Below are 25,285 nucleotides of genomic sequence, written 5' to 3' on the forward strand. Positions count from 1 at the left end.
GAACCGGGGGCGATCCGGATTGCTGTGCCGCAATAAAGCTGACCAGGGCAAAGCTCTATTGCAGTTCGTTTCAATAGATCAGCCTCAGGCTGGCCGAAATATCAGATCTGCTGCACTTTGTGCAATCGATTTAGCTGACAAGTACTCAATATGGGCAACATGCCTCAATTCTGCTGTATGAAATACAATAGAATGGATTTTGAGCATAGAATGCCGCCAAGCTATTGTATAGAATACAATCATCCTGATATTGTACCTGCAGCAACCATTTTATCTACCTTAAAGGAGGCAATTTAGTATGAGTAACCTTGGAGTATGGGAACCGGCGGAGCCGGGCGTAAAACGCTGTATTTTGAACGCGGCGGCAAGTCTGATGATGATGGAGGTTCATTTTGAAAAAGGAGCCGAGGGCTACGAGCACAGCCATCCGCATGAGCAGATGAGCTACTGCCTGCGCGGCAGCTTTATCTTCCGCATCGACGGCACGGAGCATACCGTATCGGCCGGCCAGAGTATTGCTATCCCGTCGGGCGCGAAGCATGGCGTTACCGCCCTTGAGGATGACTCGGCGCTGCTTGATGCCTTTACACCGATCCGTGAGGATCTGCTGAAGCGTTAAGCTGAGGTGAAGGAAGAAGTAAGGTGAGGAATGGGTGGCGGAATGAGCGGATTTTAGGCGCTGTCCTGCACAGAATCCGGGAAGCGAATATATAGTTAGATTATCGTTAGCCAACGTAGGCGAACCTCCGCTCAATTTGCTCAGCAAGCCCCCGTATAGATACGATAACGCGGCTGTCAACATAGCTATACTTATCTGCACTTATCTGCTCTTAGTTGCTCTTAACTGCTCTTAACTGCTCTTAACTGCTCTTAACTGCTCTTAACTGCTCTTAACTGCTCTTAACTGCTCTTAGTTGCTTTTAGCTATACTTAGCTGCACATTGTACAACTATTCCTAGATTATTTACCCGCACCAGCCGTATAACTGCATTCCGTACAACTAAATCATCCTAAAATGCTCAAAATCTGCTTCCAACGCCAGTATAGCTGCACAAAGTGCAGCTATACTGGAAAAGGATCAAAAAACAGACGTTTTAGTTGTACAAAGTGCAATTAAGTTAAAAAGTGCGGCATCCGCCCAACACAATCGGCACCAGCCATATAAACCAAACAACGCCTGCCCGGATAAACCGGACAGGCGTTGTTTCTATTCAAGGTTCGCATGCTTGCCGAACATCTGGGTCGTGGTCTGGCCGGTCCATTCCATCAGCCGCAGAATGACGGCATCGTAGAACACCAGCAGCGTCTGCTCAAAGAGCGAAGCCATCGGCTGGATGGTGGCCCGCTCCCCGCTGGCCTCCTTCGTTGCACCCGGCAGCTGCACAGTGTAATCGGCCAGCCGGCCAAGCGTGGACTCCGGCGCGATTGTGACCAGCGCGACTGCCGCGCCGATGGCCTTGGCCTTCTCGGCCATGGCGACCAAGCCCTTCGTCTCGCCGGAGCCGGAGCCGAGCACCAGCACATCGCCGGCTTCGATACCCGGAGTCACGGTCTCACCGACGACGTAGGCTGCCCGGCCGGCATGCATCAGCCGCATGGCGAAGGCCCGGCCCATCAGGCCGGAGCGGCCGGCTCCGGCCACAAAAATCTTGCCCGACCGCTGCAGCAGCTCAGCGAACGGCTCCGCTCCGCCGTCATCCAGCTGCGCCGCCGAGCGCTGCAGCTCTCCTATAATCTCCTGTGCGTAGCCCGCAGTATCCATTGGAGAATTAGGCCTGGCTGACGAGGCGCTTCATTTCAGCTGCCGCCGCCTTCTGGTCGCTTTCCCCGGTGATTCCGCCGCCAACGATAACAAGGTCAGGTCCGGCTGCAATGACTTCCGGCAGGGTGCTCAGCTTGATGCCGCCGGCAATGGCTGTTTTGGCCTGTTTAACCACGCCTTTGATCGCCTGCAGGTCAGCAAAGGAGTTCTTACCTTCAGCCTGGTGGTCATAACCGGAGTGAACGCAGACATAATCAACGCCAAGCGCATCTACTTCAGCAGCACGTCCGGCAATATCCTTAACGTTGATCAGGTCAACCAGGATCTCCCGTCCGCTCTTCTTGGCTTCTTCCACTGCGCCTTTAATCGTGGAGTCATCGGATACGCCAAGCACGGTCACGATGTCCGCGCCTGCTTCCGCCGCCTTCATCACTTCATAACCGCCAGCGTCCATAATTTTCAGGTCAGCAAGCACAGTCAGCGCCGGAAAAGCGTCCTTGATCGCTTTTACCGCATGCAGCCCCTCGTTAATAACAATCGGAGTTCCGATTTCAACGACATCAATAAACTCAGCAACCTCCGAGACGATTTCCTTGGCTCCGGCGATATCTACAAGATCAAGCGCTAATTGCAATTTCATATATTGTGGCTCCTTTTTCGATATATTTTTGTAAGTTCTGGACTTAGTGTAAGTTCATGCAGTCAAAAAAGGAAGTAGGCACTTTCCCGTGATGTAGTTACCCGGAGGATACTATTGGTCCCTTCGCGGCTTCAGCTAATCGTACTAATGAAAGAAATTCCACCAATCCTTTCATTATTTTCACGAAAAATACTGCAATTTCATAAAAGCTGTGCTAACATACATTAGATTTGAAAATAATCGACTCCCAGCAATGATCCGAAGAGGTGCATAGATGAAAACGAAAGACCAACAATTTAATCTCTTTAAGCTGACCTGGCCGATTTTCCTGGAATTATTCCTGTTCATGCTCATGGGCAGTGTGGATACCTTTATGATCAGCTCCGTATCCGATGATGCGGTATCCGGGGTCGGGGCGGCCAATCAGATTATTGCCATGGCTATCCTGATTCTCAGTGTGATTGGCAATGGTGCGGCTATCGTCGTCTCACAGTATCTGGGCTCCAAAAAGCCTCTGGAGGCGGCAAATGTCACCGGCAACGCTATTACGCTAAACCTGCTCGTGGGTATTGTTCTCAGTACAATACTGCTTCTATTTGGCGGTAATCTGCTGACTGCACTGAATGTGCAGGGCGATATTCTTGTTCATGCCAAGGTCTACATGAATATTGTCGGCGGCGGGATATTCCTGCAGGCCCTGCTGAATGCGCTGGCTACCACCATCCGTACCTACGGCTTCACCAAGCAGACGATGATGGTTTCGCTGCTGATGAACGTGATTCACGTAGCAGGTAACTATATACTCATCTACGGACATTTCGGACTGCCCGCACTTGGTGTGCAGGGAGCTGCCATCTCAACGGTAGCCAGCCGGCTGATCTGTCTTGTTCTGTTCTTCCTGCTGCTCTATCAGATCATGGAAGTGAAGGTTAAGTGGAGCTACTATATCTCCCTGTCCAGAAAATACGTGATGCAAATCCTCAAAATCGGCATCCCGGCTGCTTTTGAATCCATTACTTATCAGTCCTGCCAGCTTGTGTTCACGCTCTACATCACTTATCTGGGCGCTGAAGCCATGGCTACCCGCCAGTACGCGCTGAACATCTCTAACTACATCTACCTTTTCAGTGTAGCTGTATCAATGGGTACTTCGATTATTGTCGGTCATCTTGTAGGAGCAAAGCAGACACAGTCAGCCTACAGCCGGGTATTCACCAGTGTGAAATGGGCCCTGCTCGTCACCGTCGTGATCGATGTGATTGTCATCGCCTTCCGTGTTCCGCTGTTTGGGCTGTTCACCGATAATGAGACTATCGTGATGATGGGTGCGCAGGTTATTCTGCTCAGCTTCTTTCTGGAGACGGGCCGCACCTGCAATCTGGTCATCATCAACTCCCTGCGCGCTTCCGGCGACGCCAAGTTCCCCGTTTACATGGGCCTGATCTCCATGGTCTGCATGAGCCTGCCGCTCGGCTACGTGCTGGTGTTCCAGATGAATATGGGGCTGGCCGGAGTGTGGATTGCCACTGCTTTTGACGAGTGGGTCAGAGCCGTTATTATGTACTTCCGCTGGAAGAGCAGAGCCTGGGAAAAGCATGGCCTGATCCAGCATGACGCTAATGCACAGCCGGTGGCTCCTGCACCTGCCGCAGCTCACTGATCTGTAAATACAAGGCGGCCCGCCAAGGTATATGTACCTGACGGGCCGCCTTTTTGCGTATATAATAAATTCCATATTCATACATATCTAACGGTAAGGACGGATGATAACCATGCATTCCCATAAAGAAACCGCAGCAGAGCAGTTCGATTCACTCGCAGCAGACTGGAGCAACTCCGGCCTGGATATTGCTCTGGCACAAAAGGTAGTCCGTATGCTTGGCCTGGAATCCGGTAACAGTCTGCTCGATGTAGCCTCCGGCACCGGTGTTGTCCCGGCAGCGCTGCAGTCGCTTGATATCCTTCCGGGCCGTTATCTGGCCGTCGATATCTCCTCTGCGATGCTTGCGGTACTCCGCCGTAACTATCCGGAAGCAGAGACGAGGGTTGCCGATTTCGAGAAGCCTTTTGATGGGGGACAGCCCTTTGATTTTGTTTTGCTCTACAACAGCATCCCCCATTTTACAAGGCTGGATATGCTGTTTGCCAATGCAGCTTCCTGCCTGAAATCCGGAGGAACCTTTATGATTGCCCACTCACGTACAAGGCAAGGTCTGCGGGAGCATCATACCCGGATTGGCTATCGCCCTGCACATGACCCGATTCCTGCAGATTCCGAACTTGTAGAGCTGGCTGTCCGGTACGGTTTTCAGCAGATTATTATACAGGATGAGGAGCTGTTCCAGTTCTCATGCTCTCTCCCAGCCCTTTAACTGAAGGCATGCCAGAAAGCTTAAATAAACGTCAACGCCGTAATCCAGCCCTGGTCAATTGCCGCATACCACACAATCAGGAAGACAGTACCTGCCATATAGGTGAGTACTTTCTTCCTGGTAAAATCATGGTAAAGGTCCAGACAAGCAACCATTATTCCTACCACACAAGTAATGATAAACAGCAGCGGATTCTTATAGCTGAAATTGAAAGCATTTATAACGATCATGATTCCGAGCAGCACTCTAAGCGTAACTTTAATGAACACCAGCTTCGCCCCTTCCTTTTTTCACTTAAGAGAGTGTGCCTGCACACATTCTGAATTTGTATTATTTTCTATTAATGTATTTTTGGTACCATATCCTAATCATGATCTAACCGCCCTGTAATGTCAACGCTCCTAACAAAAAAAGCCCGCTCCTCTGCAGGAACAAGCCCGTACGCATACAGCTTAATTAATTGAAATGCCCTTTTTGATTGCTTTCATGTCATGATTCGTATTCACGAGCATAGGCAGGATCTTCATACTGCGGGACATCGGCGAATTGCACTGCCAGCAGGTCGGCACATATTGAAAAGCAAAGTTGTCACGCATCCAGCCGGTACAGCCCTCTTTCGTACATGACCAGATCGCTGTAGACTCCTGCGGCAAATCTTCCTGTGCTTTTTTGCGAAAATACATAAATAAACCCTCCTCAAGTTCAAATCTCTTATTTGTTAAGCTATACAGAAACTTAAGGCGAATGGCTTATAAAAAAAACTGCCCTCAACAGATGTTAAGGACAGCCTCTTTGCTTGTAGGCGTATTACAGTTTTACAACGTTTTCGGCTTGTGGTCCACGAGCGCCTTGAGTTACGTTGAACTCAACGCGTTGGCCTTCATCCAAAGTCTTGAAGCCTTCACCAGTGATTGCGGAGAAGTGAACGAATACGTCGCTTCCGCCTTCAACCTCGATAAAACCGAAACCTTTGTCTGCGTTGAACCATTTAACTGTACCTGTTTGCATTTGTATTACCTCCAATAGATTATTTAACACATGTCCTTTTATTCTTACGTATTGTACGAATAAATAAAAATTCACACATTGGAAAAGGTTCATACGCACAAATGATAACCTTTTCCAATATGTGAATTAGGGGTTAAATTTATGATTAATCACATCATAGCACACTTGGTTACCAAAAGCAAAATAAACTTTATAATAAATTCCAAAGATTTAAATATGCCATACAAAAGCAGCCAAAGAAAGCTGCTGCCGCTCCGCAATTGGCGTCTCTACAGCAGCCCCATGACCCGGGCAGTACCGCTTAGTCAATATAGCCGGCAAGCCCTTTGTCCATCAGATAATCCATTTCGGCATCAAGGATGGTTTCAACCGTCAGCTCGTCCAGCTTCACATCGCGCTGGGCGGTCACATAGTCCACCAGATCATCATTATCAATATCAACCTCGCCCTTGCTGTTGGCTTTGGCATTGTTGATAAAGGTCTGCTCATGCTTCAGCACCAGCTTGATCAGCTTAGGATCCACCTTGGTCTTGGCAGCCAGCACCTCCAGCAGCTCTTGTTCATTTACTTTATCGCTCATACTATTCAGTCACTCCTTAGCGTTACATCATCTAAAAAAAGCGCAGGCATGCGCCATGAATATCTATTGTAGCATAACGCCGTCCCCGCCGCTCTTGCCTCATCTCCACCAGGTCATGGAAGGGTACCGTTCCTCACCTACTTGAACGGGTTCGCCGATTCTCGGCGTAGCCAGCCGCAGCCCCTGCTGCTGCGCCGCGCGCAGCACCCGCTCTACAGGGTCGGTCCAGTCATGCAAGGCAAGCGTGAAGGCTCCCCAATGAATCGGGATCATCAGCCTGCCCCGCAGATCAAGCTGTGCCTGGACCGTCTGCTCGGGCAGCATATGAATATCCGCCCAGCGCCGGTCATACTGTCCGCATTCCATCAGCGTCAGATCAAACGGGCCGTACCGCTGCCCGATCTCCGCAAAATGCGGCCCGTAGCCGCTGTCTCCGCTGAAGAAAACCTTATCCTGCCCGCCCTGGATCACCCAGGAGCACCACAGTGTAGTATTGCGGTCCAGCAGGCTGCGCCCGGAGAAGTGCCTTGCCGGTGTGCTGGTCAGTGTCAGTCCGGCCAGAGAAGTCTCCTCCCACCAGTCCAGTTCGCGGATACGCTCCGCGCTTATTCCCCACCGTCTAAGATGGGCGCCTACACCTAGCGGCACAATGAACAATGCTGTTTTCTGCTGCAGCGCCCGGATTGTCCCGTAATCCAGATGGTCATAATGATCATGGGACAGTACAACGGCATCCAGCTGAGGCAGGTCGTTCAGCTCAACCGGCAGCTGACTGCTGTAGCGTTTGCCGCCGATGAACGGAAACGGAGACGGCGCGCGCCCCAGCATCGGATCAAGGAAGATGGCGGCCCCTGCAATCTCCAGCAGGACAGCCGAATGGCCGAACCAGGTGGCCCGGGTATCCCTGCTCTGCCGGATAGAGCCGGCCAACAGCGGCACGGGCTGAAGCGGCTGCTTCGGCCTCGAATTGGGGTTACCCTTAAGGAAATCCCTGAGAATCGAGAGGCCGCCCTCCGGCTTGCCCTCGGGCGCGGCCGTCTCAAAGGGATAAACAAACTTGCCCTGCCTGTATTGAAGCGAGCGGCTTGTCCGTTCCCGCTCGGCCTTTGAGGCACGGCCGCCAAAGGCCGGATAGAGGCTCATAACGATATATGCAGCGGCAATCAGTGCCAGAATTAACGCTGCAATGATAATAATAACGGTCATTCTTTTGTCCTTCTCTCCTGCTGGATTAAGATCATGGACATATTATACGGCGCTGCACCTGGCCGGGCAAATGTACAGCCCGCCCTACCCGTTCCAGCCGGGAATCTGCCGCAGATCACCGTTCAGGATCTGAACCGTGCTGTTAACCGGAACGCCGCGCGGCGAGGAGGCGGTCTCTATATAGCAGGAAGCAATGCCCACTGCGTTCGCTCCGGCAATATCGGTGCGGGGATCGTTGCCGATCATGATTGCCGAGCTCAGATCCGCACCGTAATTGTCGGTCAGATAACGGTAGAACAGCGGATCAGGCTTGCTGACCCCCGCCTCTGAGGAGATGGCAATCCCGTCGAACAGATGCAGGATGCCCAGCATCGTCAGCTCTGCTTCGATAAAGGTTTTCTGGCCGTTGGAGAGCAGGAAGACTTTTTTGCCGCTGCTTCTAAGCCGCCCGAGTATTTCCGCCACACCCTCATACAGAGAGATGTGAATCATGGATAAAGTCCGCATCCAGCGTACGGTTTCATGGAGCCAGGCCTGTCCGGGCTCACCGCCCAAATCCCGGGCTATCTCCCGGAAGACCTCCTCCATAACGAAATCAGGGTACTCACAGTGCCGGGCTGCAGCGGCAAGCTGCCGGTCCCGTTCTGCCAGAAACCGCTTATTCAGCTCGTCTCCATTAATATTCAGCCCGTGATAGCTGAAATGCAGCGATAACCGCTCCCATACCTCATTATGCTCCTCATCTGTCTCAATATCGATCAGAGTACCGTACAAATCAAAGATATATGTGTCGTACATACCTGCTCTCCCCTTTCCTTTTCCGCTCTAAATCATCCGGCCTGGTCTGCCGGCATTCCGGACATAAACATCCCTAGTGTACTACAAATAAACAGACAAGCTGAATATATATGCAACAAAATCCAGGCCGCTGCCGTTTAGTACATGACTAACACCTGATAAACATAACCAAACCAAAGGAGCTTACAACGATGAAAACTACCCTGAAAACAAGCGCAGTCCTTTTAACTCTATCCCTGGCCCTGTCTACCGGAGCTGTTTCGGCCGCTCCTGTGGTTACTTCCCTGAATACAGGCAAAACGCCGCAGGCTGCAGGCATAAGCACTATTGCCGCCGCCAAGATATTTACTATTGAATTAAACGGATCAGCCCTCACAGAACAAGGCTTCCAGCCTTCAGCTGCCAAAGAGCCGCTTGTGCCGCTGCGCGCGGTTGCAGAAGCCCTGGGCTTCAACCTTACCTGGAACCAGTCCACTAAATCGGCAGAAGTGACCAAAGGCAATATCTTCACAACCGTTAAGAGCGGTGAAAACCGCTACACCGTAAATAAAATGGCCACTACGCTCGGAGCAGCACCACAGACGCTTGAGAATAAGCTGTTTGTGCCCGCTTCCTTTGTGAGCGAAGTGCTGCACCAGACTGTATCCCTGGAGGGACAAAAGATCGTGATCGCCTCAGCCATAGAGCATATGACGGAGAATGGTGTTATTACTGCCATTAATGCCGATAAAAAGTTTCCGTCCATTCAGATTAAAGGCACCGGCACCTCCGGCCTTGTACTTAACTTAAGTGAAGATACGGTTCTCCTGAAGGCAGACGGAACCAGGCTGACTGTAGCCGACCTGCAAATCGGCATGACTATTGAAGCCGAGCATGCATTGTTCTCTACAAGAAGCCTGCCGCCGCAGACGCCGGCTTATCAGATTACCGTGCTGGATTCCGCACAGCCGGAAGGTCTGCTGGGTACAGAAGGTGCTGTGGAAAGTATAAACACCTCTCAGGACGGGTCGCTGCTGATCCGCATTAACGGTACCGGCCTGACAGAAACCTCACAAAGCGAAATCGTGCTCCGCCTGCCCGCTGACGCTGCTATCGTCAATGAGAGCGGTGAGCCTGCCAAGGCTGATGCTATTGCCCAGGGCGCAAAGGTCATCGGCTTCTATGGCCCGATGCTGACCAGAAGCCTCCCGGCTATCGGGACAGCATGGAAGATTGTCGTTCTGCCTGCACAGCAGCAGTAAAAATAAGCAGCAGCAAGAACCGCTGGCCCTTGTCATCCTGACAGGGTCAGCGGTTTTTTACGTTCGGGCACATGCCGGAAGCATATCCATTCAGCTACAGGCTGCGGGCCTCCCGCAAGGCAGGCTTTCGCCCCAGTGTAACTTTGTTTTTGCCGCCGGTCTTGGATAGGTAGAGCGCCTCGTCCGCTTCACGGTATAACGTTTCAAATGTTGCGCCGCTGTCTTTCGTAAAGGCAATGCCGGCGCTGACCGTAAGACTGATCCGCTGGCCGCCGTCGAGCCTGACAAGATGACGGGACATCTCGCTGCAGAACTTCTCTGCCTCCGATAGTGCAGCTTCTTCATTGTCTGCAAGGAAGCAGACGGCAAACTCCTCGCCTCCGATCCGTCCGGCAATGCCCCTGTTCTGGTACATCCGTAGTATTTTGTCCGAGAAATCAATCAGCGCCTGGTCTCCGGCCATATGGCCATAGGTATCATTAATCAGCTTGAAATCATCAATGTCGAACAGCAGCAGGGCTATTCCCGCTTCATTTTGCAATGCATAATTCTCGATCAGCCGCATAAAATGCCTGCGGTTATACAGACCCGTCAGATCGTCCACCGTAGCCTGATAGAGGAGTTCACGCTCATATCTTTTTTTCTCACTGAGATCACTGAATACAATAAGCATACCCGCTGACATCCCTGGTCCCGGCTCAGTGGTAATCAAAGATAAGCCATAACAGGACCCGTCGGTACCGGGGACATCAATTTCGAACTGGCCCTCCAGCCGCTGGTAATAATGTACCGCCACCTCACCGTAGTGTTCCAGCAGCAGAAAAATATTTTTGCCCAGCCACGATTTCTCAGCTCTCTCAGCCAGCGCGGACAGCATAAGCTCCCCGGCCTCATTGATATCAATGATATTGTTGAAGCGGTCGGTCAGCACAATGCCATCCTTCATATTTTCGATAATCTGCTTCTTTGCCTTGGGGTAGATCGAGAGCTCCGGGTCCCGGAACATGGAGAAGTAACCTATAATCACCGGGGGCAGATAGGTAAAGGCAATAAAACCGGTAATTGTAATCTTGAGCAGCGGCAGCAGAAAGATAGACCCGATGGGAACAAGCAGGCTGAGCAGCATAAGGACATTCCATTTAAAATAATACTTGGACGCGCTCTGCAGGGAAACTGCCAACAGAAAAACTGCGTATATACCAAACAACTGGTCATACGCAATGAGCGCCATATTCAGCACGGTCGGATGTACGACAATCCCGCTCACACCCGCCACGGTATTCATACCGACTCCGGTACGCATCAGATGATGCCACGAATCGGTGAAAATCAGCAGCACGTAAAGAGCTACCGGAATGCAAAAAAGAGCCAGCCGTCTGTTCAGCCCGTCCGAAGAACGTGATATGTATTCTTTGATTACAGCATAAGTAAAGATGGTGCTCAAGAACAGCGGAGCCTGCTGAATATTTCTCCACCACAGCTTGGCCTGAAAAGATTCCGAGAGGATTTCTCCGGCCGTAGCCGCAAAAATCACGCTGACCACCAGCAATAAGATCCATAAATAGCGCCTTCCCGGTGTGTTGCGGTACCGGCTGGAGCTGACGCCCATGTAGAGACTTAGAACACTGCCCATAATTAAATAATAGGGATAACCCTGCATCCACGGCATGTCATATTTCTCCTAATTTAGTAATAGCTTTGCTTTATTATATCCTACTCCTGTTCACAATTGAACCTTCTGCCCAAAATAGACAAAGACCCTGCGGGCAGCCCGCAGGGTCATATTAAAGGTGAGAAGCGAATTTTTAGTTATGCCAGTTTCCAGTTGCTAGGGGACAAATCCTGAAAACAACCGACGAAATCTCGATTTTGTTTTCTGTTTCCCTTTCAGATAGTACATGGGTAATCAACTACCTTTCGGAATACACATTACATGCCGTTCCATCCGTTAATTGATGCCTTCCACTTCCCACCTGCTTATCATTACCCGAAAAAGACACCGTTCAAACAAACCAGGCTGAAGCGCTACAGCGATCTTACCGCCCCTCCGTCAATCAGCAGCGCCTGCCCGGTGATATACGTATTGGCAAAAGAACCGAGGAAGACCGCCGCCTTCCCGAATTCCTCCGGCGTCCCGGCCCGGCCAAGCGGGATATTCTTCAGCGAGGCCTGCTGAATCTCTTCAAGCGCCCGGCCCTCTGCCTCGGCCCGCTTGCTGTCCAGCTGTATCAGCCGGTCTGTGCTGATCCGCCCGGGGGCAAGCGTATTGATCAGAATGCGCTCAGGCGCCAGCTCGGCGGCAAGGCTCTTATTCAGCGCCTGAACGCCGGCGCGGAACACATTGGAGAGTATAAGCCCGTCGATCGGCTGTTTGATGGATGCGGAGCTGATCGTGACAATTCTTCCGCCTCCCGCTGCGCGCAAGAAGGGCAGCGCCTCGCGGATCAGCCGCACCGTGCTCATCAGCGTCAGCTCGAAGCCGCCGGCCCAGTCGCTGTCTGCCATATCGGAGAAGCCCCCGCCAGGAGGCCCGCCGGCATTAGTGACCAGCACATCGATGCCCCCCGCCCATCCGGCTGCAGCAGCAATGGCCTCGCGTACCGCTTCCGGGTCTGTAACATCCATTTCCACCAGCGCCACCTCCGCGCCGGTCTCCGCCTCAATCCGCTGCGCAGCCGCTTCAAGCTGCGCCTGGCTGCGGCTTGCTATCGTCACCTTAGCCCCTTCACGCGCGAACTCCAGCGCAGTAGCCAGTCCCAGCCCTTTGCTCGCAGCCGCTACAAATACCGATTTGCCTGCCAGACCTAGATCCATCTCTTTTCCGCCTCCTGGTTCAAGTTCCGCCGGCTGTCTGCAGCGGGATAAACCAATTGTAAAAGAGAGCGTAACGGATATCCAGTCTGGCTTCCCTTTTACACATCGTATTCCAGCTGCTTCTTGGCCTGGACAATGAAGTCCAGCGGATTCTCGATCGCCGCCGCATCATACTGTACAGCTCCGATCTTGAGTCCAAGATTAACCTTGTATTTGCCGGAGAATTCATTTTCGTTCAATTGCTGAAGCTTGAGCTTGATCCGTTCAATTACAATCCTTGCGCCATCGTGATCCGTAAAGAGCAGCAGTCCCCAGGTCGCATCGTCCTTATCCAGCAGATAGAGTGCATCATTCGTACGGATACTGGACTGGCTTAGCTGGGAGACGTCATAGATCGCCTCGGACAGCTGCTCCTCCGGGATGAGCCGGCGGATCTCGCTCCAGTATTTTACCTTAACGACCAGGAGCGTCAGCGGAATCCCGTAGCGGGTGGAAATCCCCGTAAACAGGCTGGCATCCTTCTGAAAAGCAATGCTGTTGCGCAGATCGGTATTCTCATCCACCGTAGCCAGATTAGCCGCTGCTTTTTTGAGCCGCTCATTCTCCGCCTGCAGCCCGCGGGAGCTTGAGGTGAAGACCCACAGCATCACTGTGATCAGCGGGACCATAACCAGCCAGAAGTAAGTGCTGACTCCGATCGTCTCTCCCCTTGATACCGTCTGATATACAGTAAAGAGGCCGTAGATGAAGATAAAAGCAAGGTTCAGCGTCAGCCCCGCGGTTACCGTGGTAAAATACGTTACCAGCGCCAGCAGGAAGGCGATATTCAGAATGATGATATTCTGCATATAGCCGCTGCCCGAACCGGCGATAAACACAACACAGATGAACATCAGCACCAGAAAGCCGAGGAAGCCAAGGTCTGAAGCCAGGCTGCTGCGGTTACGTCTCACGTCTATCACCACGTTTCTTCATATGTTTGCGGAGCAGCAGAAGAAGTGCTATAAGTACGAGGGCAACTACAAGGACTACAGCAACGACGAAGCTAAGCACATCACTGCGCTGCACAATCTGCTCCAACGCCGAATCCTGCTGTGCCCCTGTATCGGTCTTGAACCGGTAGGCACTGACATTACCATCCTTGTCGGCAACCACACCATCGCCGAATACCTTCCACTTGTCCTTTTCGCTGGCAATCAGCCGGGAAGCAAGATAATAATCCTCGGCATTTACCGCCGTAACCGCCATATAGCCGTTACCGTTCCCGTAAGGGGATGCCATCAGCTGCAGCGTTCCAATCGCTGAGCCGTACTGCTCTTCAATGCTCATTTTTTCATTGGAAACAAAGGTTGTCCCGTCCTTGCTGTACCGGAAAAACAGCTTATCGTTGTTGTCCCGGATAATCCTGTTGTTCTGATAGGAGCCGACGGCCAGAATATTGTTGTTCTTCAGATGATCAGCACTGACCTCGTCAGTGTAATAGTGAACGTCACCTGTATTGCCTTCCGAATACTGTCCCAGCAGATTGAAGACATTTGCCAGGCTTTGATAGGCATAGTCATCCATTTCCTGAGGCAGCACCACCGCTACATGATTATAAATGCCGTCCCGCAGAAACGGATACGGATAGTTATTGAACAGCAGGTCTGTCCGGTCCTTGGTATTCAGATGCAGCAGCGATTCCTTATCAATGTACGCCCACGGCATCTGTTCGGTATTCGGTGTGCAGACGGCATTTTCCATCTCCAGATCGAAGGCTACCGTAACCGAGAAATTGCCGGAGATATTGAGATTCTTAGGCACTGCCAGAGTGAGCGTATCCCCGTTGGCGAGCTCCTTCGCCAGCTTCTTGCTGCCGATCGGTGTACCGTTAATGCTCACGGTAACCAGCGAGCGGGAGAAATCTAGATTGCCGGCATAGCGGAAATCAAGGCTGATCCTTCCGGCGTCGGCAATCGACCGGTTGGACGGCAGGGCGACGAAATAGGTCTGCTCCCGGTGGTTCGGGCCGGACAGCTTGTCACCGGATTCGGTGAGCGTTACATCCGAGCTGATGCTGCCTGCCGGCTCGTCCACCTGCGTGGAGCCGTCGATCACCTTCAGATCACCTGCAAGCTGGCTCATCAGCTCCGTGCTTGCCGCCATTCTACCCGCCTTGATCAGCAGGCTCTCATCCTGCGAGGTTACGACCAGCGTCGGCCGGCTGTCCTTATTCACCAGCTGGATCAGCGCATGCGTGCCCAGCTCCTCCTTTGTACTAAGCTGCTGCTTCAGCTCAGCGGGTACACGGCCGTACATGGCCACCAGAACGACTGCATTCTTGTCTTTCACCGTATCCTCCCGGTAAGGGAGCATACCGATAGTTTTGTCTGTCAGCGCATTCTCTTTGGCGAAGCCCGACAGAGCATAAGTAGCCGCCTCCAGCTCAGGACCGGAAGCCCCCGCCGGTACGGTGATCAGACTCCTGCCGCTCTTCACGTTATCAATGCCCGAGAACCGTTCGCTGAAATCGCTGATGCCGCCGGTAAGCGCCTTGATGCTGTAGGTTACCGCTATGCTTGAGGTATTGAAGAAATGAAGCCAGTTGTCCGGCGAATTGTCCACGTAACATACCTGATTATTGTCTGCCGCCGTTTTCAGATCGCCCTGAAGGGTCAGCGTGTTGCTGTCTTTTTTCAAAAAGCCCTTAGGCGCAGTAATGCTGATAATCTGCTCCCCGTTGTCCGCAGGCGACGGCCGGAATGAGTGGAACGGGATACCGTTCAGTGACAGCGTTATGCTCGACATCTGCTCCCTTGTGATTTGCGAAACCTGAAAGTGCAGGTTGATCTTTACGTCTTCCACATTCCAGTAATCCATCACTGTAAAAAACTGCTGCGATGCTGCTCCGCCGGAAAGCGCGGTGTCCGTGCCGGTGAAGGAGGTTTCATATGTCAGTCTGCCGGCACCCGGAAGCCCTGCGGCTGCAGAAGCCGGGGGCAGCAGAGACAGGAAAAGAGCGAGGCAGAGCGTAAGCAGCATGATCTGTTTTTTTATTGTCATCCGAATCTCCTGTGTCCCTTATTTATCTTCCACAAGCGCCTAGTAGCGCTCGGTTTTGTACCATTTGGCTTCCCGTTTGAAAATAACGTCCTTGAGGTAGTTATACATTCCGTATGCGGCAACGGCCATCCACAGCTGGCAGTAAGAAACATACATCAGCAGAATAATGCCCAGATTGGATAAGCTCATCTCGCCCTTTTCGGTCGTCAGAGTGACAAAAATCCCGACCACGAACAACACTATGGCCAGCAGCCACAGAAAGCTGCTCAGGCCGGCAATGGTGGTATGCACGTATCCCATCGCATGCAGCACCAGCAGCAGGTCAGAGGTGATCAATGAGATCAGCAGCAGAAAATAAATCGACACATAGTACAGAATATCAAAGCGGATTTTGGAGGCAGAGCGGTCGAACAGCAGCGGCAGATTTTTGACAATGACATAGACATTGCCTTTGGCCCAGCGGGTCCGCTGCTTGAACCAGACCTTTACCGTCTGCGGCTCTTGCTCCCAGGTGACCGACTTCGGCTGGAATTTGATCCGGTAGCCCATCATGTAAATGCGGAAGCTGATCTCGGTATCCTCGGCAATCGCTTTGACATCCCAGCCGCCGATCGCCTCTACAATGGACCTGCGCATAATAAAGTTGGTTCCCGGAATGGTGCACAGCTTGAACAGCTTCCACCGACCGGCCTGGGCCATCCACTGAAAAGACAGCGTTTCTATATTAATAAACCGGGTAAGCAGACTGGCATCACGGTTGCGTGTCCGGAACTTGCCGATGACAGCGCCAAGCCGGTGATCGGAAACGATCTCGGCGACCAGATATTTCAGGGCCGTCCGCTCAGGCGTATTGTCAGCATCGTAAATGGCGATCAGCTCCCCTTTGCTGCGGGTAAAGCCGATGTTCAGCGCATTGGACTTTCCTTTGCCTCCGGTAATGGAATCGGTGTTGATGATCAGCAGATTGCGTCCCGGATACCTGTTCTGTATATTTCCCAGCAGCACGGCGCTGTTATCCGAGGAATTGTCGTTAATGACTATGATTTCATAGTGGTCATGCGGGTAATCCAGCGCAAGCAGCGATTCTACAGTCTTACTGATTACTACACCCTCATTGTGGGCAGGGACCATGATCGTCACAAACGGATATTCACCCTTGATCTCAGGAACCTCTTCCCGCTCCGTTTGAATGTAATACAAATACCCGGCAATAATCAGGGCAACATTGACCAGCAGCAGCGACCAGATACAGATCACCGCAATTACCATCAGCACGTCCGAGATCGTCATGTCAGCCTCCTGGTCAGACTTTATTTCAAATATTTTCGGCGGTACAGCCTGTAGCCGACCGTCAGCAATCCCCCGAAGAACAGCAGGGCAATAATAATAACAACGATAAAAAATTGGTTCTGAATACTGAAGAGCCCTCTAAAGCTCTGGTACTGCTCCTCTTTATATTGAAAATCACTGCTTACTGCCTCGGGAACATAATCTACATTGAGCGCTTCACCGTTCACTCTGAGCACTCCGTCAGCGGAGGTAACGGTATAGCTGTCTGTAACCGTCTTATGCGCGGCCTGTTTATAATCGGCAAAGGTAATCCAGTAGCCTTCCACCGTCTGCAGCAGCGCCTCCAGTCCCGCTTCATCCTCCGGAAGATTTAGGGTCACGGCTGTATTCACCGGCAGCTGCGGCATGGTTTTGCCTTCATGCATAAGGTCCGCCAGAAAATCGGATGTCATGCTGTAGAGCGAGGACGTGAAGGCGGCGGAAACATTGGTTTTCTCCATATGAATTACATTTTCATCCGGGAACAGCACCACCGAGTCAAAAAACTTCATGCCGGCCGAGGAATACTCCTTATCATAGGTCCAATAAAGGTCCGCCCCGATGCCCAGCGGCGCTATGCCGTTCTCTGCCAGCAGATTAATAAAGCTGTTCATTTTATCGCCAAGTGTGTGATCACTGCTGTTAATGGAAGGCATCACAACGGGAGCATTGACCAGAATGCTCCCGTTTTTGGACTGCACTACCTTGAGCGCATCCAGATAACGCTGCATGGCCGGAAAGTCCGTATTGCTGAATACCGGCCGTACACTGGCAATGAACGGAATTCCGGCATCGTACAGTCTGCCGGCCAGCTTCTCCAGCAGGGAGAGATCCGAGAACGGATAAATCTCTTTAATAACCAGATAAGGCTCAGCGGCAGCAGCTGCTCCCAGCCAGTCCTTCAGTACATAAGCCATCGCGAGCCGGCCGGCATTACCTGCGTCCAGATACGGCGCATAGGTGTAGCTGCCTGAGCTAATGGCATATGGAACCTTGCCGGGCGCACCCGGAAGCGTAAGGCTGCCGAAAGTCTTCTCCGCTCTGGCCGCCGCAATATATGGAGCCTGCTGCAGCTTGATAACCGGTACCCGAAAAGCGCCAACCGACAGCCCGGCGCTTCCCTCCTCAATCAGACCGGAAGACAGCTGCATAGTCCGCTGCAGTCCGGCGGGCGGATTATACCCGATATGCAGGTATTGCCCCCGGTAACGGTCAATGTCAGACTCATAGGATGTGCCGGCAGACAGTTCAGGGTAATTAATAACGGTAATGACTCTGGCATATGCCTCCATGTCCCCCTGTTCATAATGATCGAGCGAAACCACAGTCACCTGGACAGGATAGGCGGCAAGCAGGCGTTCCAGCTCCCGTACATTCCCTTCACGCGGGGTCCCTGCTGCCAGACTGTCATACAGCAGCAGCACTCCGGGCTGCTTGGCCGCAACCTGCAGCGCAGCCGCTTTTGCCGGGACTGCAGGCTGCAGCAGCAGGACTAGCGTCAGCAGCAATGGCAGAAGCAGTTCCAGTCTGCGGCTGCTCATATGCTGACGCCCTTCTGCACCTTCGGCATGCGGGCTGCCATGCCCGCTGCCGGCTCACGGCTGCCGGAGAATCTGCGGCCGATCACACCGGACAGGGCCAGCACCGATACGAGATCAAAGGACAGGGTGAACAGGAATTCATGCTTCGAGATATCCGCGTCGCCTGCCCCGATAATGGAGACCATAATACCGGACAAGCCTACTGCCATACTGGCTACAATCAGTGCCATCCGCTGCATCCCCCGTGAATCCCGCGCCTTGAGCGCTTTGATGAAGGACGGCATATATAGCCCGGTCACCAGCGCCATCCAGAGCAGGATGAAGCCGAAGGTTTTCGGGGCAAGAATCCCCTTCAGCAGACTGTACAGGGCAAAAAAGTGGCTCTGGGCCCGAAATTCCTTGCCCGCCGATTGCTCGTAGTTACCCATGGCTGCAGGTTTAATGGAAAACGCGCTTTGGGCAGCCACATCCAGAATCGAGCCGAACTGGTCCAGATTCGTAAGATAATATTTCAGGATCGAGACGAATCCGTATTTGCTGTAGAAATTCTCCTCCAGAACCGGTGAATTGACATCAACCGTTCCGTACTGCTCATAGTAAATATTGTTTTTCAGGATAGCGTATTGTTCATTAATCCCGAAGGACTTCAGCGAGGTCTCCGGATTGGCTGAATCCTTCAGCACTCCCCGGGTCATCGCATGATACTGATTGATGTTGACGAACTCCTTGGAAATGTTCAGGTAGGTGCCGATTCCGGCTGCAAACAGCAGAACCAGTGAAATCACCGTCATTACACGGAAGATCCGGTCCTTTCTTACCCACAGGAGCATAATTCCGAGTACAGCCAGAATAATGCCTACCGGGGCATTCTGCTGTTTCGAGGTTGTGAGGAGCAGCCCGCTGATGACAAACAGGACCAGCAGAAAATAATCATTGTACCGCTTCCTGTACAGGAGCAGCCATGCGGCAAACACGTACAGCATCATGATCAATACAATGCTCTCGCTATAAAAAGAATTGAAATAGGCAGTGTAACCCGTATCACCAAAAACAAAAATGGCCAGAAGGGCGCACAGCATCCCCTGTTTGCGGGTCATGCGGCACGTAATGGCTTCCACCAGCAGGTAAACGGCAGCAGCGTAGAGCAGCGTATAAATGGCCGCCTGAAACCGGATATCGAACACCGTGCTGCTGAACAGCAGCTTGTTAAGGCCGATGGCCAGACTGATGAACAGGGACTGGGACGAGTCGAGTGTTGCCCCGTTTTCGTTATAGTACTGATAGATGCCGAACTGCTTCACGAAATAGCCAAAGTACTGGCTGTCATAATCCGGCTGGCTGAAATAAAGTCCGTTGCTGTATATATTCCGGAAAAAGTCGCCGTTATCGGCCATCCCGATATAGGGAGCCGTGAACAGGGCGATCACCGTGATCAGCAGCACCCCGAAGGCGGCAACGAAGGCCGGGGAGGAGCGGAAGCCGGCAAGCATAACGCTCTGCCGCAATGTTGTCTTAACAGTGTTGTAGATCAAGCGGATTCACCTTCGTTATCATTCGTTTTTGGAGGAGTAGGAATAAGCCAGCAGCGCCATCAGATTGTCAAAAGAGTATGCCTGTCCGGTATTCGTGTCCCCAAACCCGCCGTACAGCGGACTTGCCGGGTCTGTAACTCTGAATTCATTCATCCGCTGGATGCTGTCCGCATAAAGTGCATCATCACCGGCGGCTGCACCAATCATCGCTGCCAGCGCATAGATTGCCGTGGAGCGTATATCATTCGCCGGCTCGCCGTCACGCGTATACTGCCCGTACAGCGTACCCGCCGCAACCTGCTCTCGAATATAACGGAGGCTTTCCGGATTCTGCCGGCCGACCTCGGTCAGATTCAGAATGCTGAGCAGCGATTCAACTGTATTAATACCGTCTGAGCTGTAAGCTCCCGATGCATAATCAAATCTCGTCTCATAGAAAGGAAAGGAATCGGACAGATACCCGCCCTCAATGATTTCGCTCATATTGTGCAACAAAATACCTTTAGATTCGCTACTAATCGACAAATTTCGCAAAATACTTAGATTAATATAACACAAAGTTATAAACCCGTTGTTGTTGTGGTAATAACTGTCATATATATCAAACATATAGCCATCTTTAACATTATTGTTATAAAATTTCTTGGAATGCTCTGCGGCTTCGTCTTTATATTCCTGATTATTAAAAACCTCTCCGGCCTCATATAAGGCCCCGATCATCCGCAGATCATCCACAGCGGCATTAACCGTATACTGCTTATCCTTTTCGGGGCTGTAACGGTAGCTGAACCCGCCTTCCATGGCGAAGACCCGTTTGGCGAGCTCCCACTCTCCGGCAAACCGCCCGGCATCCCTGTTGCGTACGGCACTAAGCATCATCAGCGAGGCGGATTCACTAAGGATCTCATGGCCGGTTGCCACCTCTGCTGACTGGTCTGTTTCCAGCAGATTCGTATACACCCCATAGGGACCGGTAAGATGCTTGTCGATAAAGCTATACAGCTTCTGTATGTCTGCAGTATTCCCTTCAGGCGGCCGGACCGGGGTCTGTGACGGGGAAGAAGAAGCCGCTGTACTCGCTGAAGGTGCAGGCTGTGCCTTGTTGCTGCAGCCAGCCAGTAAGACCATAAACATTAGACAGACCAGAAGGGTGCTGCGTCCTCTATCCAAACCATCACTCCTCTACATAAAGGGATTTTTTTGTCGATAATTATATTACGGTAATATAAGTCACAAAGTTGAACTCTTTTCCCATCATTTTGTGCCAAAATAATAAAATGATTCCTTTTTCCTAGTTTTTAACGGGGCTATGATCAAGTCCAGACACAAAAAAACTGCCTGCAGGTTATGCCTAACCCGGGCAGCTCTATTAAATGAGAACATTATCCTTTAATCCTGCGGTACGTTTCTTCATCTGACACGACATACAGTCTGGCATCCGGCGGGATCAGCTGGTCCAGCTTGCGGTTGATTCCGAGATCGCCGCGGTCTGACAGCAGGGTGGCCCCCTGAAGCAGCAGCGCCTGAAAGGCCTCTCCATACGTCCGCCAGCCTGCATTCACCGGAACCTCATAGATGTCGTCCCCATGCCCGCGGCTGAGCAGCTGGCTGATCACCTCTGAATTTCCTTCCTGCAGCGCCGATCTTACAGCAAGCCTTGAAACTGCATCATGCGACAGCACAAATTCATTCACCTGGACATGCCGGAAATTCTGAATATGCTTCTCCTGCATAATCTCTACTGTCGTATGTACCTGCGGAGCAATCCGCTCAATACTGGAAATGATCAGCAGCGATTTGCCGTCAACCAGTGAAGCCTCGTCAATACGGATGTCACTGAATACAATGGCCGCTCTCGCCCCGCGGATGCCGGCCTTGAGCAGAATCTCATCGCTAGAGGGATCCCCGCTAATGAAATGCACCTGCTCCATCTGCTCCAGCGGATGCTTGCCGGTCTCGTCAATTATGACAATCTGGCATTTCGGCGCATAGCACAGAATTTCATCTACGGCTGCCTGCGTTTTCCGGCTCCAGTTAATCAGCACCACATGGTCTGTCCCGTGAAAGCTCAAGGTTCCCGCCCCTCTCCTTCTCTGTATCTCTCCCATTGCCTCGACAACCTTACCGATCACCAGACTTAGAAGGCCGATGCCGAAGATGTACAGAAATATCGTAAATACCTTGCCTGAAGGCGTAGCGGCAAAATAATCACCATAGCCTACAGTAGACATTGTCGTCATGACCCAATAGAACGCATTGAACCAGCTGTTAAACGTATCAGGCTCCAGTGCATACGCAATCGTGGCGCTTAGCACAACAAAGCACAGAATCATGACAGCAATGGTCTTTTTCTTCAATGCAATCAGCTTGCCGGATAATTTGAGGAGAAAATGCACCTGCCCGCCCCTCTTCCCTAGTTAATGTGGCTGCCGCCGGTTTATGGACGGCGGACAGCCGCAGATTAATGCAAAGCTATCAGATAATCAGGCTGCTTACCGCAAAGGACGTTCCGATAAATACCAGACAAAGCATCGTTCCCACAGCTGTATTACCGTTCTTCAGCTGCTCGGAAATCCTGAAGCCCGGAGTGAACAGTTCAAAGATCCAGTACGCTGCAATCAGGCAGACATACCCTACAGCGAACCACAGCATCATATGCCAGATCGACGTATTCGTATACGCCGCCACACCAAGAATAATCGCTGTGGCCAGGAACTTGCCGCCGAGCGCCAGCGCTACTGCGACATTGCCTTTCTTGATTTCATCCATGTCCTTGAATGGCGTCATCAGCGTAAAGACGACCATGCCAAGCACCTGCAGCAGAATAATCGTTAAGACACTGACCACCAGATTAATTACTATCGTCAATTCGCCCACCCCCGAAATTTCGCATAAGCCGAATCATAATCGGCAAAATCATGCACTTCCTCCAGCACCACTGAAGCTGTTTTTGCCTTCTCCAGTGCCTTATAGCGCTCGTCATCTATCGGCTGCTTGATCCGGTTGCCGGAGGGCAGCTCGAGCACCGCAAAGTTTCTTGTCTTCTCCTGGTATTTCGTTTTGTATACCCCGACAAGGTCGACGTCCGTTGTAATCGATACCTTCAGATTCTTCAGATCCTCTGCCGCGGTGTTCTGGTCAGGATACGATTTAAGCGTCATCCATTCAGACAGCCGGACCTCATTCTTCTGATCGGCAGTGGTCGTCATCTCGGCATCCATGAACTGCAGTGTCCAGATCTTGTCACCCGTAGCATAGTTCCCGTCGTTGGGCAGCAGCTCATTATCCGGCAAAACGGTCATGTCACTGCCGATCAGATCGCCCACCGTGCTCTCTACCACCCGGTAATCCCAGGGCACACGCGACACACTGTCCGTGGTCTCCGCTGGAGTACCGGTATGAAATACACTGTCCTCATTGCTGGAGCAGGCGCCGAGCAGCAGCACGGCAATCATCAGCATGCCAAGCATCGCAGCCAGCCGGGCTCCTGCTGTTCCTGCAGCCCGCCCCATATTCCCTTTATTCCTATTCAAGCTCACTCACTCCTAACGCAATAAAATGACTGGCATTGCCTGTAATCGGTCCGCCAGCCCGCCCGAGCAGCCCGCAGGGCTTCCCGTTAATCACGAACATGCCGGTCAGCAGGTGAAGCTCACCCTCGGAAGTATTGATCCGGGCAAGCTCTGCTCTTTTCTGGTATACGGTCGGGAATAAGACACTGCTGTCAAAGCCCTCCTCGTCCGCAAGCTCCAGCTCGCCGCTGTCATTGAACAGGCGTACAGATCCCCCCTCGCGGCCGAATACCGATTTGGACACGAAGCTTCCCGAGAATACCGGCTTGTTGTACGTCGGCAGAACATAGCGGGAGATTACCTGCCGCTCCTCCTCCGTAAACAGCAGCCCCAGCTCATACATGCCCCATACGGCGGCAACCAGGCCCTTGGATTGCAGCAGGATGCTGTGCGGCCCGTTAAACAGCTGCAGCCGCCCTGTCTCTACGGCGTAGGCAAGCGCATCGCCGCCTTCATCTACTGCCATCCATTCCTTGGGATACAGGGCAAACATCCGCTCAATACGCCGGTTCTGCCCGTCATACACGTTGCCGTTATCAATCCACAGCTCGAGGCAGTCCACACACTTTATATCCAGGCCGCTGTGGCGTACAAGCGCCTCTATGGTCCCTGAATCCTCCTGGTGGGTGCCGTAAGCAACACAGGCAGCGGTGTCCGGGCGCTCATGGCTCCAAGCCGTAGCCAGCAGCTCTTTCATTCCTGCGTTCGGACTTCCGATACCGGCCTGTTCACAGATCCACGGCGTCGCGATGGACGCTTCCACATATCCTGTTGGCGTGTCTGCGTTCAGCTCCAGCAGCTTGATCGTCCCGTCATCCGCTACGGCAAAATCAAACCGGGCATACCGGCTGATCAGCCCCGGTTCGGGCAGCGGCGTATCATCCAGCATCTGCCACAATACCGGCGGAATGCCGAGCAGCTCATATAAATCCTGTCTGCGGTGGACATAGCGCACCGCCTTATCCAGAATTCCCCACAGCTTCTCCGAAGCATCGGCCAGCTCCCTGTAAGTCTCTGCGGACATTACAGCAATAGCGTCCAGCCAGTACTCCTCTTCCTCAAGATCAGCCCACGTGAATCCCAGCTCATGCAGCCGTTCTACCCGCGGCGCACGCTCCAGGCCCGACTGGTCCAGCAGCTGAAAAACGCTGTTCTCCGGACTCATCCGCCGAAACCGCTGCTTCTGCCTGAGCTTTTGGAGGATGAGCTCTTCGAGGACCCCGATTTAACCGATGAGCTTGACTTGCTGCCTGAGCCTGTCGAGGAGCCCAGTCCGCTTGATTTTCCGCCTACGCCGCCGGCCGAGGAGGAGCCTCTGCGGGTGATCGAGCCGGTCGAGGATGTAGAGGTCTTCGGTTTAACGACTGAGCCAGTGACCTGTTTGTTCTGAAAGCTTCCGCTGTTATACGTCGGCGGCTTATAGGTGGTCCGGGTGCCTCCGTAATAAGTGGGCCGGTCATTATACCAGCCTCTGGAGGAGTAGTTTGAGCCGCTGTTAAACAGCATGTGGTACAGCAGCAGGTCATCCCAGCCGAAGCCGTTACTGTATCCCCCGTAATTGTTGATTACCGTCGTTCCGCCGGAAGAAACAACACCGGTTCCCTCCTGTACGGTCTCCTCGGTATCCTCCTCCGGATAAGGAATGTTCCAGTCCACATTTGCGTCAAAATAGGCCTTGACCTCTTCAGTCGACCACGACACCAGCTGCGGCTCGCTGCCTGTGCTCCCGCCGGTGGCGTGAACGCCCCCGGGAACGAACATCGCGTTCGCCAGCAGGGCGATGCCCAGAGAGGTTGACAGAACACGCAGCGGTTTGCCTTCCGAGTTCAGCAATCTGGGCCCGCCGCT

25 protein-coding genes are annotated in these 25,285 nt (G+C 52.4%); 4 read left to right on the forward strand and 21 right to left on the reverse strand.

What is annotated here, in order from left to right:
- Window positions 1-298 precede the first annotated feature (298 nt).
- Window positions 299-619: a cupin domain-containing protein gene (locus tag AWJ19_RS03025; protein ID WP_068721427.1), complete on the forward strand. Its 321-nt coding sequence runs from the start codon at window positions 299-301 to the stop codon at window positions 617-619.
- Window positions 620-1,207: 588 nt separating this feature from the next.
- Here AWJ19_RS03025 and hxlB read toward each other — a convergent pair.
- Window positions 1,208-1,762: a 6-phospho-3-hexuloisomerase gene (gene hxlB / locus AWJ19_RS03030; RefSeq protein ID WP_068721430.1), complete on the reverse strand. Its 555-nt coding sequence runs from the start codon at window positions 1,760-1,762 to the stop codon at window positions 1,208-1,210.
- A 7-nt stretch (window positions 1,763-1,769) separates the two neighbouring features.
- The gene (gene hxlA / locus AWJ19_RS03035) at window positions 1,770-2,402 is read right to left on the reverse strand and encodes a 3-hexulose-6-phosphate synthase (RefSeq protein WP_068721432.1); all 633 of its coding nucleotides are present in this window, start codon (window positions 2,400-2,402) and stop codon (window positions 1,770-1,772) included.
- A 274-nt stretch (window positions 2,403-2,676) separates the two neighbouring features.
- On the opposite strand from hxlA, the gene AWJ19_RS03040 reads away from it, so the two are divergent.
- Together AWJ19_RS03040 and AWJ19_RS03045 are read left to right on the forward strand one after the other, a co-directional pair.
- The gene (locus AWJ19_RS03040; protein ID WP_068721434.1) at window positions 2,677-4,062 is read left to right on the forward strand and encodes an MATE family efflux transporter; all 1,386 of its coding nucleotides are present in this window, start codon (window positions 2,677-2,679) and stop codon (window positions 4,060-4,062) included.
- A gap of 112 nt (window positions 4,063-4,174) precedes the next feature.
- On the forward strand, window positions 4,175-4,774 hold the full coding sequence (locus AWJ19_RS03045) for a class I SAM-dependent methyltransferase (protein ID WP_068721436.1): 600 nt from the start codon (window positions 4,175-4,177) through the stop codon (window positions 4,772-4,774).
- Window positions 4,775-4,794: 20 nt separating this feature from the next.
- Here the strand turns inward: AWJ19_RS03045 and AWJ19_RS03050 are convergent, their stop codons facing one another.
- From AWJ19_RS03050 to AWJ19_RS03075, 6 genes are all read right to left on the reverse strand, one after another.
- Window positions 4,795-5,043: a hypothetical protein gene (locus AWJ19_RS03050; protein WP_068721438.1), complete on the reverse strand. Its 249-nt coding sequence runs from the start codon at window positions 5,041-5,043 to the stop codon at window positions 4,795-4,797.
- Window positions 5,044-5,226: 183 nt separating this feature from the next.
- Window positions 5,227-5,457 carry a cold-shock protein gene (locus AWJ19_RS03055; RefSeq protein WP_068721440.1) on the reverse strand — a complete coding sequence of 77 codons (231 nt, stop codon included), beginning with the start codon at window positions 5,455-5,457 and terminating at the stop codon, window positions 5,227-5,229.
- Between the two features lie 124 nt (window positions 5,458-5,581).
- On the reverse strand, window positions 5,582-5,782 hold the full coding sequence (locus AWJ19_RS03060) for a cold-shock protein (RefSeq protein WP_068721443.1): 201 nt from the start codon (window positions 5,780-5,782) through the stop codon (window positions 5,582-5,584).
- Window positions 5,783-6,083: 301 nt separating this feature from the next.
- Window positions 6,084-6,362 carry a hypothetical protein gene (locus tag AWJ19_RS03065; RefSeq protein WP_068721445.1) on the reverse strand — a complete coding sequence of 93 codons (279 nt, stop codon included), beginning with the start codon at window positions 6,360-6,362 and terminating at the stop codon, window positions 6,084-6,086.
- A gap of 99 nt (window positions 6,363-6,461) precedes the next feature.
- Window positions 6,462-7,568: an MBL fold metallo-hydrolase gene (locus AWJ19_RS03070; protein WP_068721447.1), complete on the reverse strand. Its 1,107-nt coding sequence runs from the start codon at window positions 7,566-7,568 to the stop codon at window positions 6,462-6,464.
- Window positions 7,569-7,652: 84 nt separating this feature from the next.
- On the reverse strand, window positions 7,653-8,366 hold the full coding sequence (locus tag AWJ19_RS03075; protein WP_068721450.1) for an HAD family hydrolase: 714 nt from the start codon (window positions 8,364-8,366) through the stop codon (window positions 7,653-7,655).
- A gap of 191 nt (window positions 8,367-8,557) precedes the next feature.
- Between AWJ19_RS03075 and AWJ19_RS03080 the strand changes: the two genes are divergently transcribed.
- Entirely contained in the window at window positions 8,558-9,607 is a 1,050-nt protein-coding gene (locus tag AWJ19_RS03080) for a copper amine oxidase N-terminal domain-containing protein (protein WP_068721452.1), read from the forward strand.
- Between the two features lie 94 nt (window positions 9,608-9,701).
- Here the strand turns inward: AWJ19_RS03080 and AWJ19_RS03085 are convergent, their stop codons facing one another.
- From AWJ19_RS03085 to AWJ19_RS03145, 13 genes are all read right to left on the reverse strand, one after another.
- A complete protein-coding gene (locus AWJ19_RS03085; protein ID WP_068721453.1) occupies window positions 9,702-11,276 on the reverse strand; it encodes a diguanylate cyclase in 1,575 nt (524 codons plus the stop codon).
- 356 nt (window positions 11,277-11,632) lie between these two features.
- The gene (locus AWJ19_RS03090; RefSeq protein WP_068721454.1) at window positions 11,633-12,421 is read right to left on the reverse strand and encodes an SDR family oxidoreductase; all 789 of its coding nucleotides are present in this window, start codon (window positions 12,419-12,421) and stop codon (window positions 11,633-11,635) included.
- Between the two features lie 98 nt (window positions 12,422-12,519).
- Window positions 12,520-13,374 carry a diguanylate cyclase gene (locus tag AWJ19_RS03095; protein ID WP_068721456.1) on the reverse strand — a complete coding sequence of 285 codons (855 nt, stop codon included), beginning with the start codon at window positions 13,372-13,374 and terminating at the stop codon, window positions 12,520-12,522.
- The gene (locus tag AWJ19_RS03100) at window positions 13,364-15,463 is read right to left on the reverse strand and encodes a cellulose biosynthesis cyclic di-GMP-binding regulatory protein BcsB (RefSeq protein WP_082707674.1); all 2,100 of its coding nucleotides are present in this window, start codon (window positions 15,461-15,463) and stop codon (window positions 13,364-13,366) included. Before AWJ19_RS03100 ends, AWJ19_RS03095 begins: the two co-directional genes overlap by 11 nt.
- Before the next feature lie 39 nt (window positions 15,464-15,502).
- Window positions 15,503-16,753, reverse strand: a complete 1,251-nt coding sequence (locus AWJ19_RS03105; RefSeq protein ID WP_068721458.1) for a glycosyltransferase — start codon at window positions 16,751-16,753, stop codon at window positions 15,503-15,505.
- Between the two features lie 20 nt (window positions 16,754-16,773).
- A complete protein-coding gene (locus AWJ19_RS03110; protein ID WP_068721460.1) occupies window positions 16,774-18,333 on the reverse strand; it encodes a hypothetical protein in 1,560 nt (519 codons plus the stop codon).
- A complete protein-coding gene (locus AWJ19_RS03115) occupies window positions 18,330-19,865 on the reverse strand; it encodes a hypothetical protein (protein ID WP_241781573.1) in 1,536 nt (511 codons plus the stop codon). Before AWJ19_RS03115 ends, AWJ19_RS03110 begins: the two co-directional genes overlap by 4 nt.
- Before the next feature lie 18 nt (window positions 19,866-19,883).
- Window positions 19,884-21,035, reverse strand: coding sequence for a glycosyl hydrolase family 8 (locus AWJ19_RS03120; RefSeq protein ID WP_068721461.1), 1,152 nt, complete (start codon window positions 21,033-21,035; stop codon window positions 19,884-19,886).
- A 212-nt stretch (window positions 21,036-21,247) separates the two neighbouring features.
- Window positions 21,248-22,261: a potassium channel family protein gene (locus AWJ19_RS03125; RefSeq protein ID WP_068721462.1), complete on the reverse strand. Its 1,014-nt coding sequence runs from the start codon at window positions 22,259-22,261 to the stop codon at window positions 21,248-21,250.
- A 79-nt stretch (window positions 22,262-22,340) separates the two neighbouring features.
- Complete coding sequence (locus AWJ19_RS03130; RefSeq protein WP_068721463.1) at window positions 22,341-22,733, reverse strand: DUF350 domain-containing protein; 393 nt, start codon at window positions 22,731-22,733, stop codon at window positions 22,341-22,343.
- On the reverse strand, window positions 22,730-23,335 hold the full coding sequence (locus tag AWJ19_RS03135; RefSeq protein WP_241781579.1) for a hypothetical protein: 606 nt from the start codon (window positions 23,333-23,335) through the stop codon (window positions 22,730-22,732). Before AWJ19_RS03135 ends, AWJ19_RS03130 begins: the two co-directional genes overlap by 4 nt.
- Window positions 23,336-23,390: 55 nt before the next feature.
- Window positions 23,391-24,602, reverse strand: coding sequence for a glutathionylspermidine synthase family protein (locus AWJ19_RS03140; protein ID WP_068721467.1), 1,212 nt, complete (start codon window positions 24,600-24,602; stop codon window positions 23,391-23,393).
- Window positions 24,599-25,270 (reverse strand): hypothetical protein, encoded by a 672-nt coding sequence (locus AWJ19_RS03145; RefSeq protein WP_128083485.1) that lies wholly within the window; start codon window positions 25,268-25,270, stop codon window positions 24,599-24,601. Before AWJ19_RS03145 ends, AWJ19_RS03140 begins: the two co-directional genes overlap by 4 nt.
- Between the last annotated feature and the right edge of the window lie 15 nt (window positions 25,271-25,285).

The organism is Paenibacillus sp. DMB5, assembly GCF_001517085.1.
Classification (GTDB): domain Bacteria; phylum Bacillota; class Bacilli; order Paenibacillales; family Paenibacillaceae; genus Paenibacillus_AQ.

Coding starts and splice junctions, on each gene's coding strand:
- AWJ19_RS03025 (WP_068721427.1), top strand. CDS start 299: ATGAGTAACCTTGGAGTATGGGAACCGGCGGAGCCGGGCGTAAAACGC.
- hxlB (WP_068721430.1), bottom strand. CDS start 1,762: ATGGATACTGCGGGCTACGCACAGGAGATTATAGGAGAGCTGCAGCGC.
- hxlA (WP_068721432.1), bottom strand. CDS start 2,402: ATGAAATTGCAATTAGCGCTTGATCTTGTAGATATCGCCGGAGCCAAG.
- AWJ19_RS03040 (WP_068721434.1), top strand. CDS start 2,677: ATGAAAACGAAAGACCAACAATTTAATCTCTTTAAGCTGACCTGGCCG.
- AWJ19_RS03045 (WP_068721436.1), top strand. CDS start 4,175: ATGCATTCCCATAAAGAAACCGCAGCAGAGCAGTTCGATTCACTCGCA.
- AWJ19_RS03055 (WP_068721440.1), bottom strand. CDS start 5,457: ATGTATTTTCGCAAAAAAGCACAGGAAGATTTGCCGCAGGAGTCTACA.
- AWJ19_RS03060 (WP_068721443.1), bottom strand. CDS start 5,782: ATGCAAACAGGTACAGTTAAATGGTTCAACGCAGACAAAGGTTTCGGT.
- AWJ19_RS03065 (WP_068721445.1), bottom strand. CDS start 6,362: ATGAGCGATAAAGTAAATGAACAAGAGCTGCTGGAGGTGCTGGCTGCC.
- AWJ19_RS03070 (WP_068721447.1), bottom strand. CDS start 7,568: ATGACCGTTATTATTATCATTGCAGCGTTAATTCTGGCACTGATTGCC.
- AWJ19_RS03075 (WP_068721450.1), bottom strand. CDS start 8,366: ATGTACGACACATATATCTTTGATTTGTACGGTACTCTGATCGATATT.
- AWJ19_RS03080 (WP_068721452.1), top strand. CDS start 8,558: ATGAAAACTACCCTGAAAACAAGCGCAGTCCTTTTAACTCTATCCCTG.
- AWJ19_RS03085 (WP_068721453.1), bottom strand. CDS start 11,276: ATGCCGTGGATGCAGGGTTATCCCTATTATTTAATTATGGGCAGTGTT.
- AWJ19_RS03090 (WP_068721454.1), bottom strand. CDS start 12,421: ATGGATCTAGGTCTGGCAGGCAAATCGGTATTTGTAGCGGCTGCGAGC.
- AWJ19_RS03100 (WP_082707674.1), bottom strand. CDS start 15,463: ATGACAATAAAAAAACAGATCATGCTGCTTACGCTCTGCCTCGCTCTT.
- AWJ19_RS03105 (WP_068721458.1), bottom strand. CDS start 16,753: ATGACGATCTCGGACGTGCTGATGGTAATTGCGGTGATCTGTATCTGG.
- AWJ19_RS03110 (WP_068721460.1), bottom strand. CDS start 18,333: ATGAGCAGCCGCAGACTGGAACTGCTTCTGCCATTGCTGCTGACGCTA.
- AWJ19_RS03135 (WP_241781579.1), bottom strand. CDS start 23,335: ATGCTTGGCATGCTGATGATTGCCGTGCTGCTGCTCGGCGCCTGCTCC.
- AWJ19_RS03140 (WP_068721467.1), bottom strand. CDS start 24,602: ATGAGTCCGGAGAACAGCGTTTTTCAGCTGCTGGACCAGTCGGGCCTG.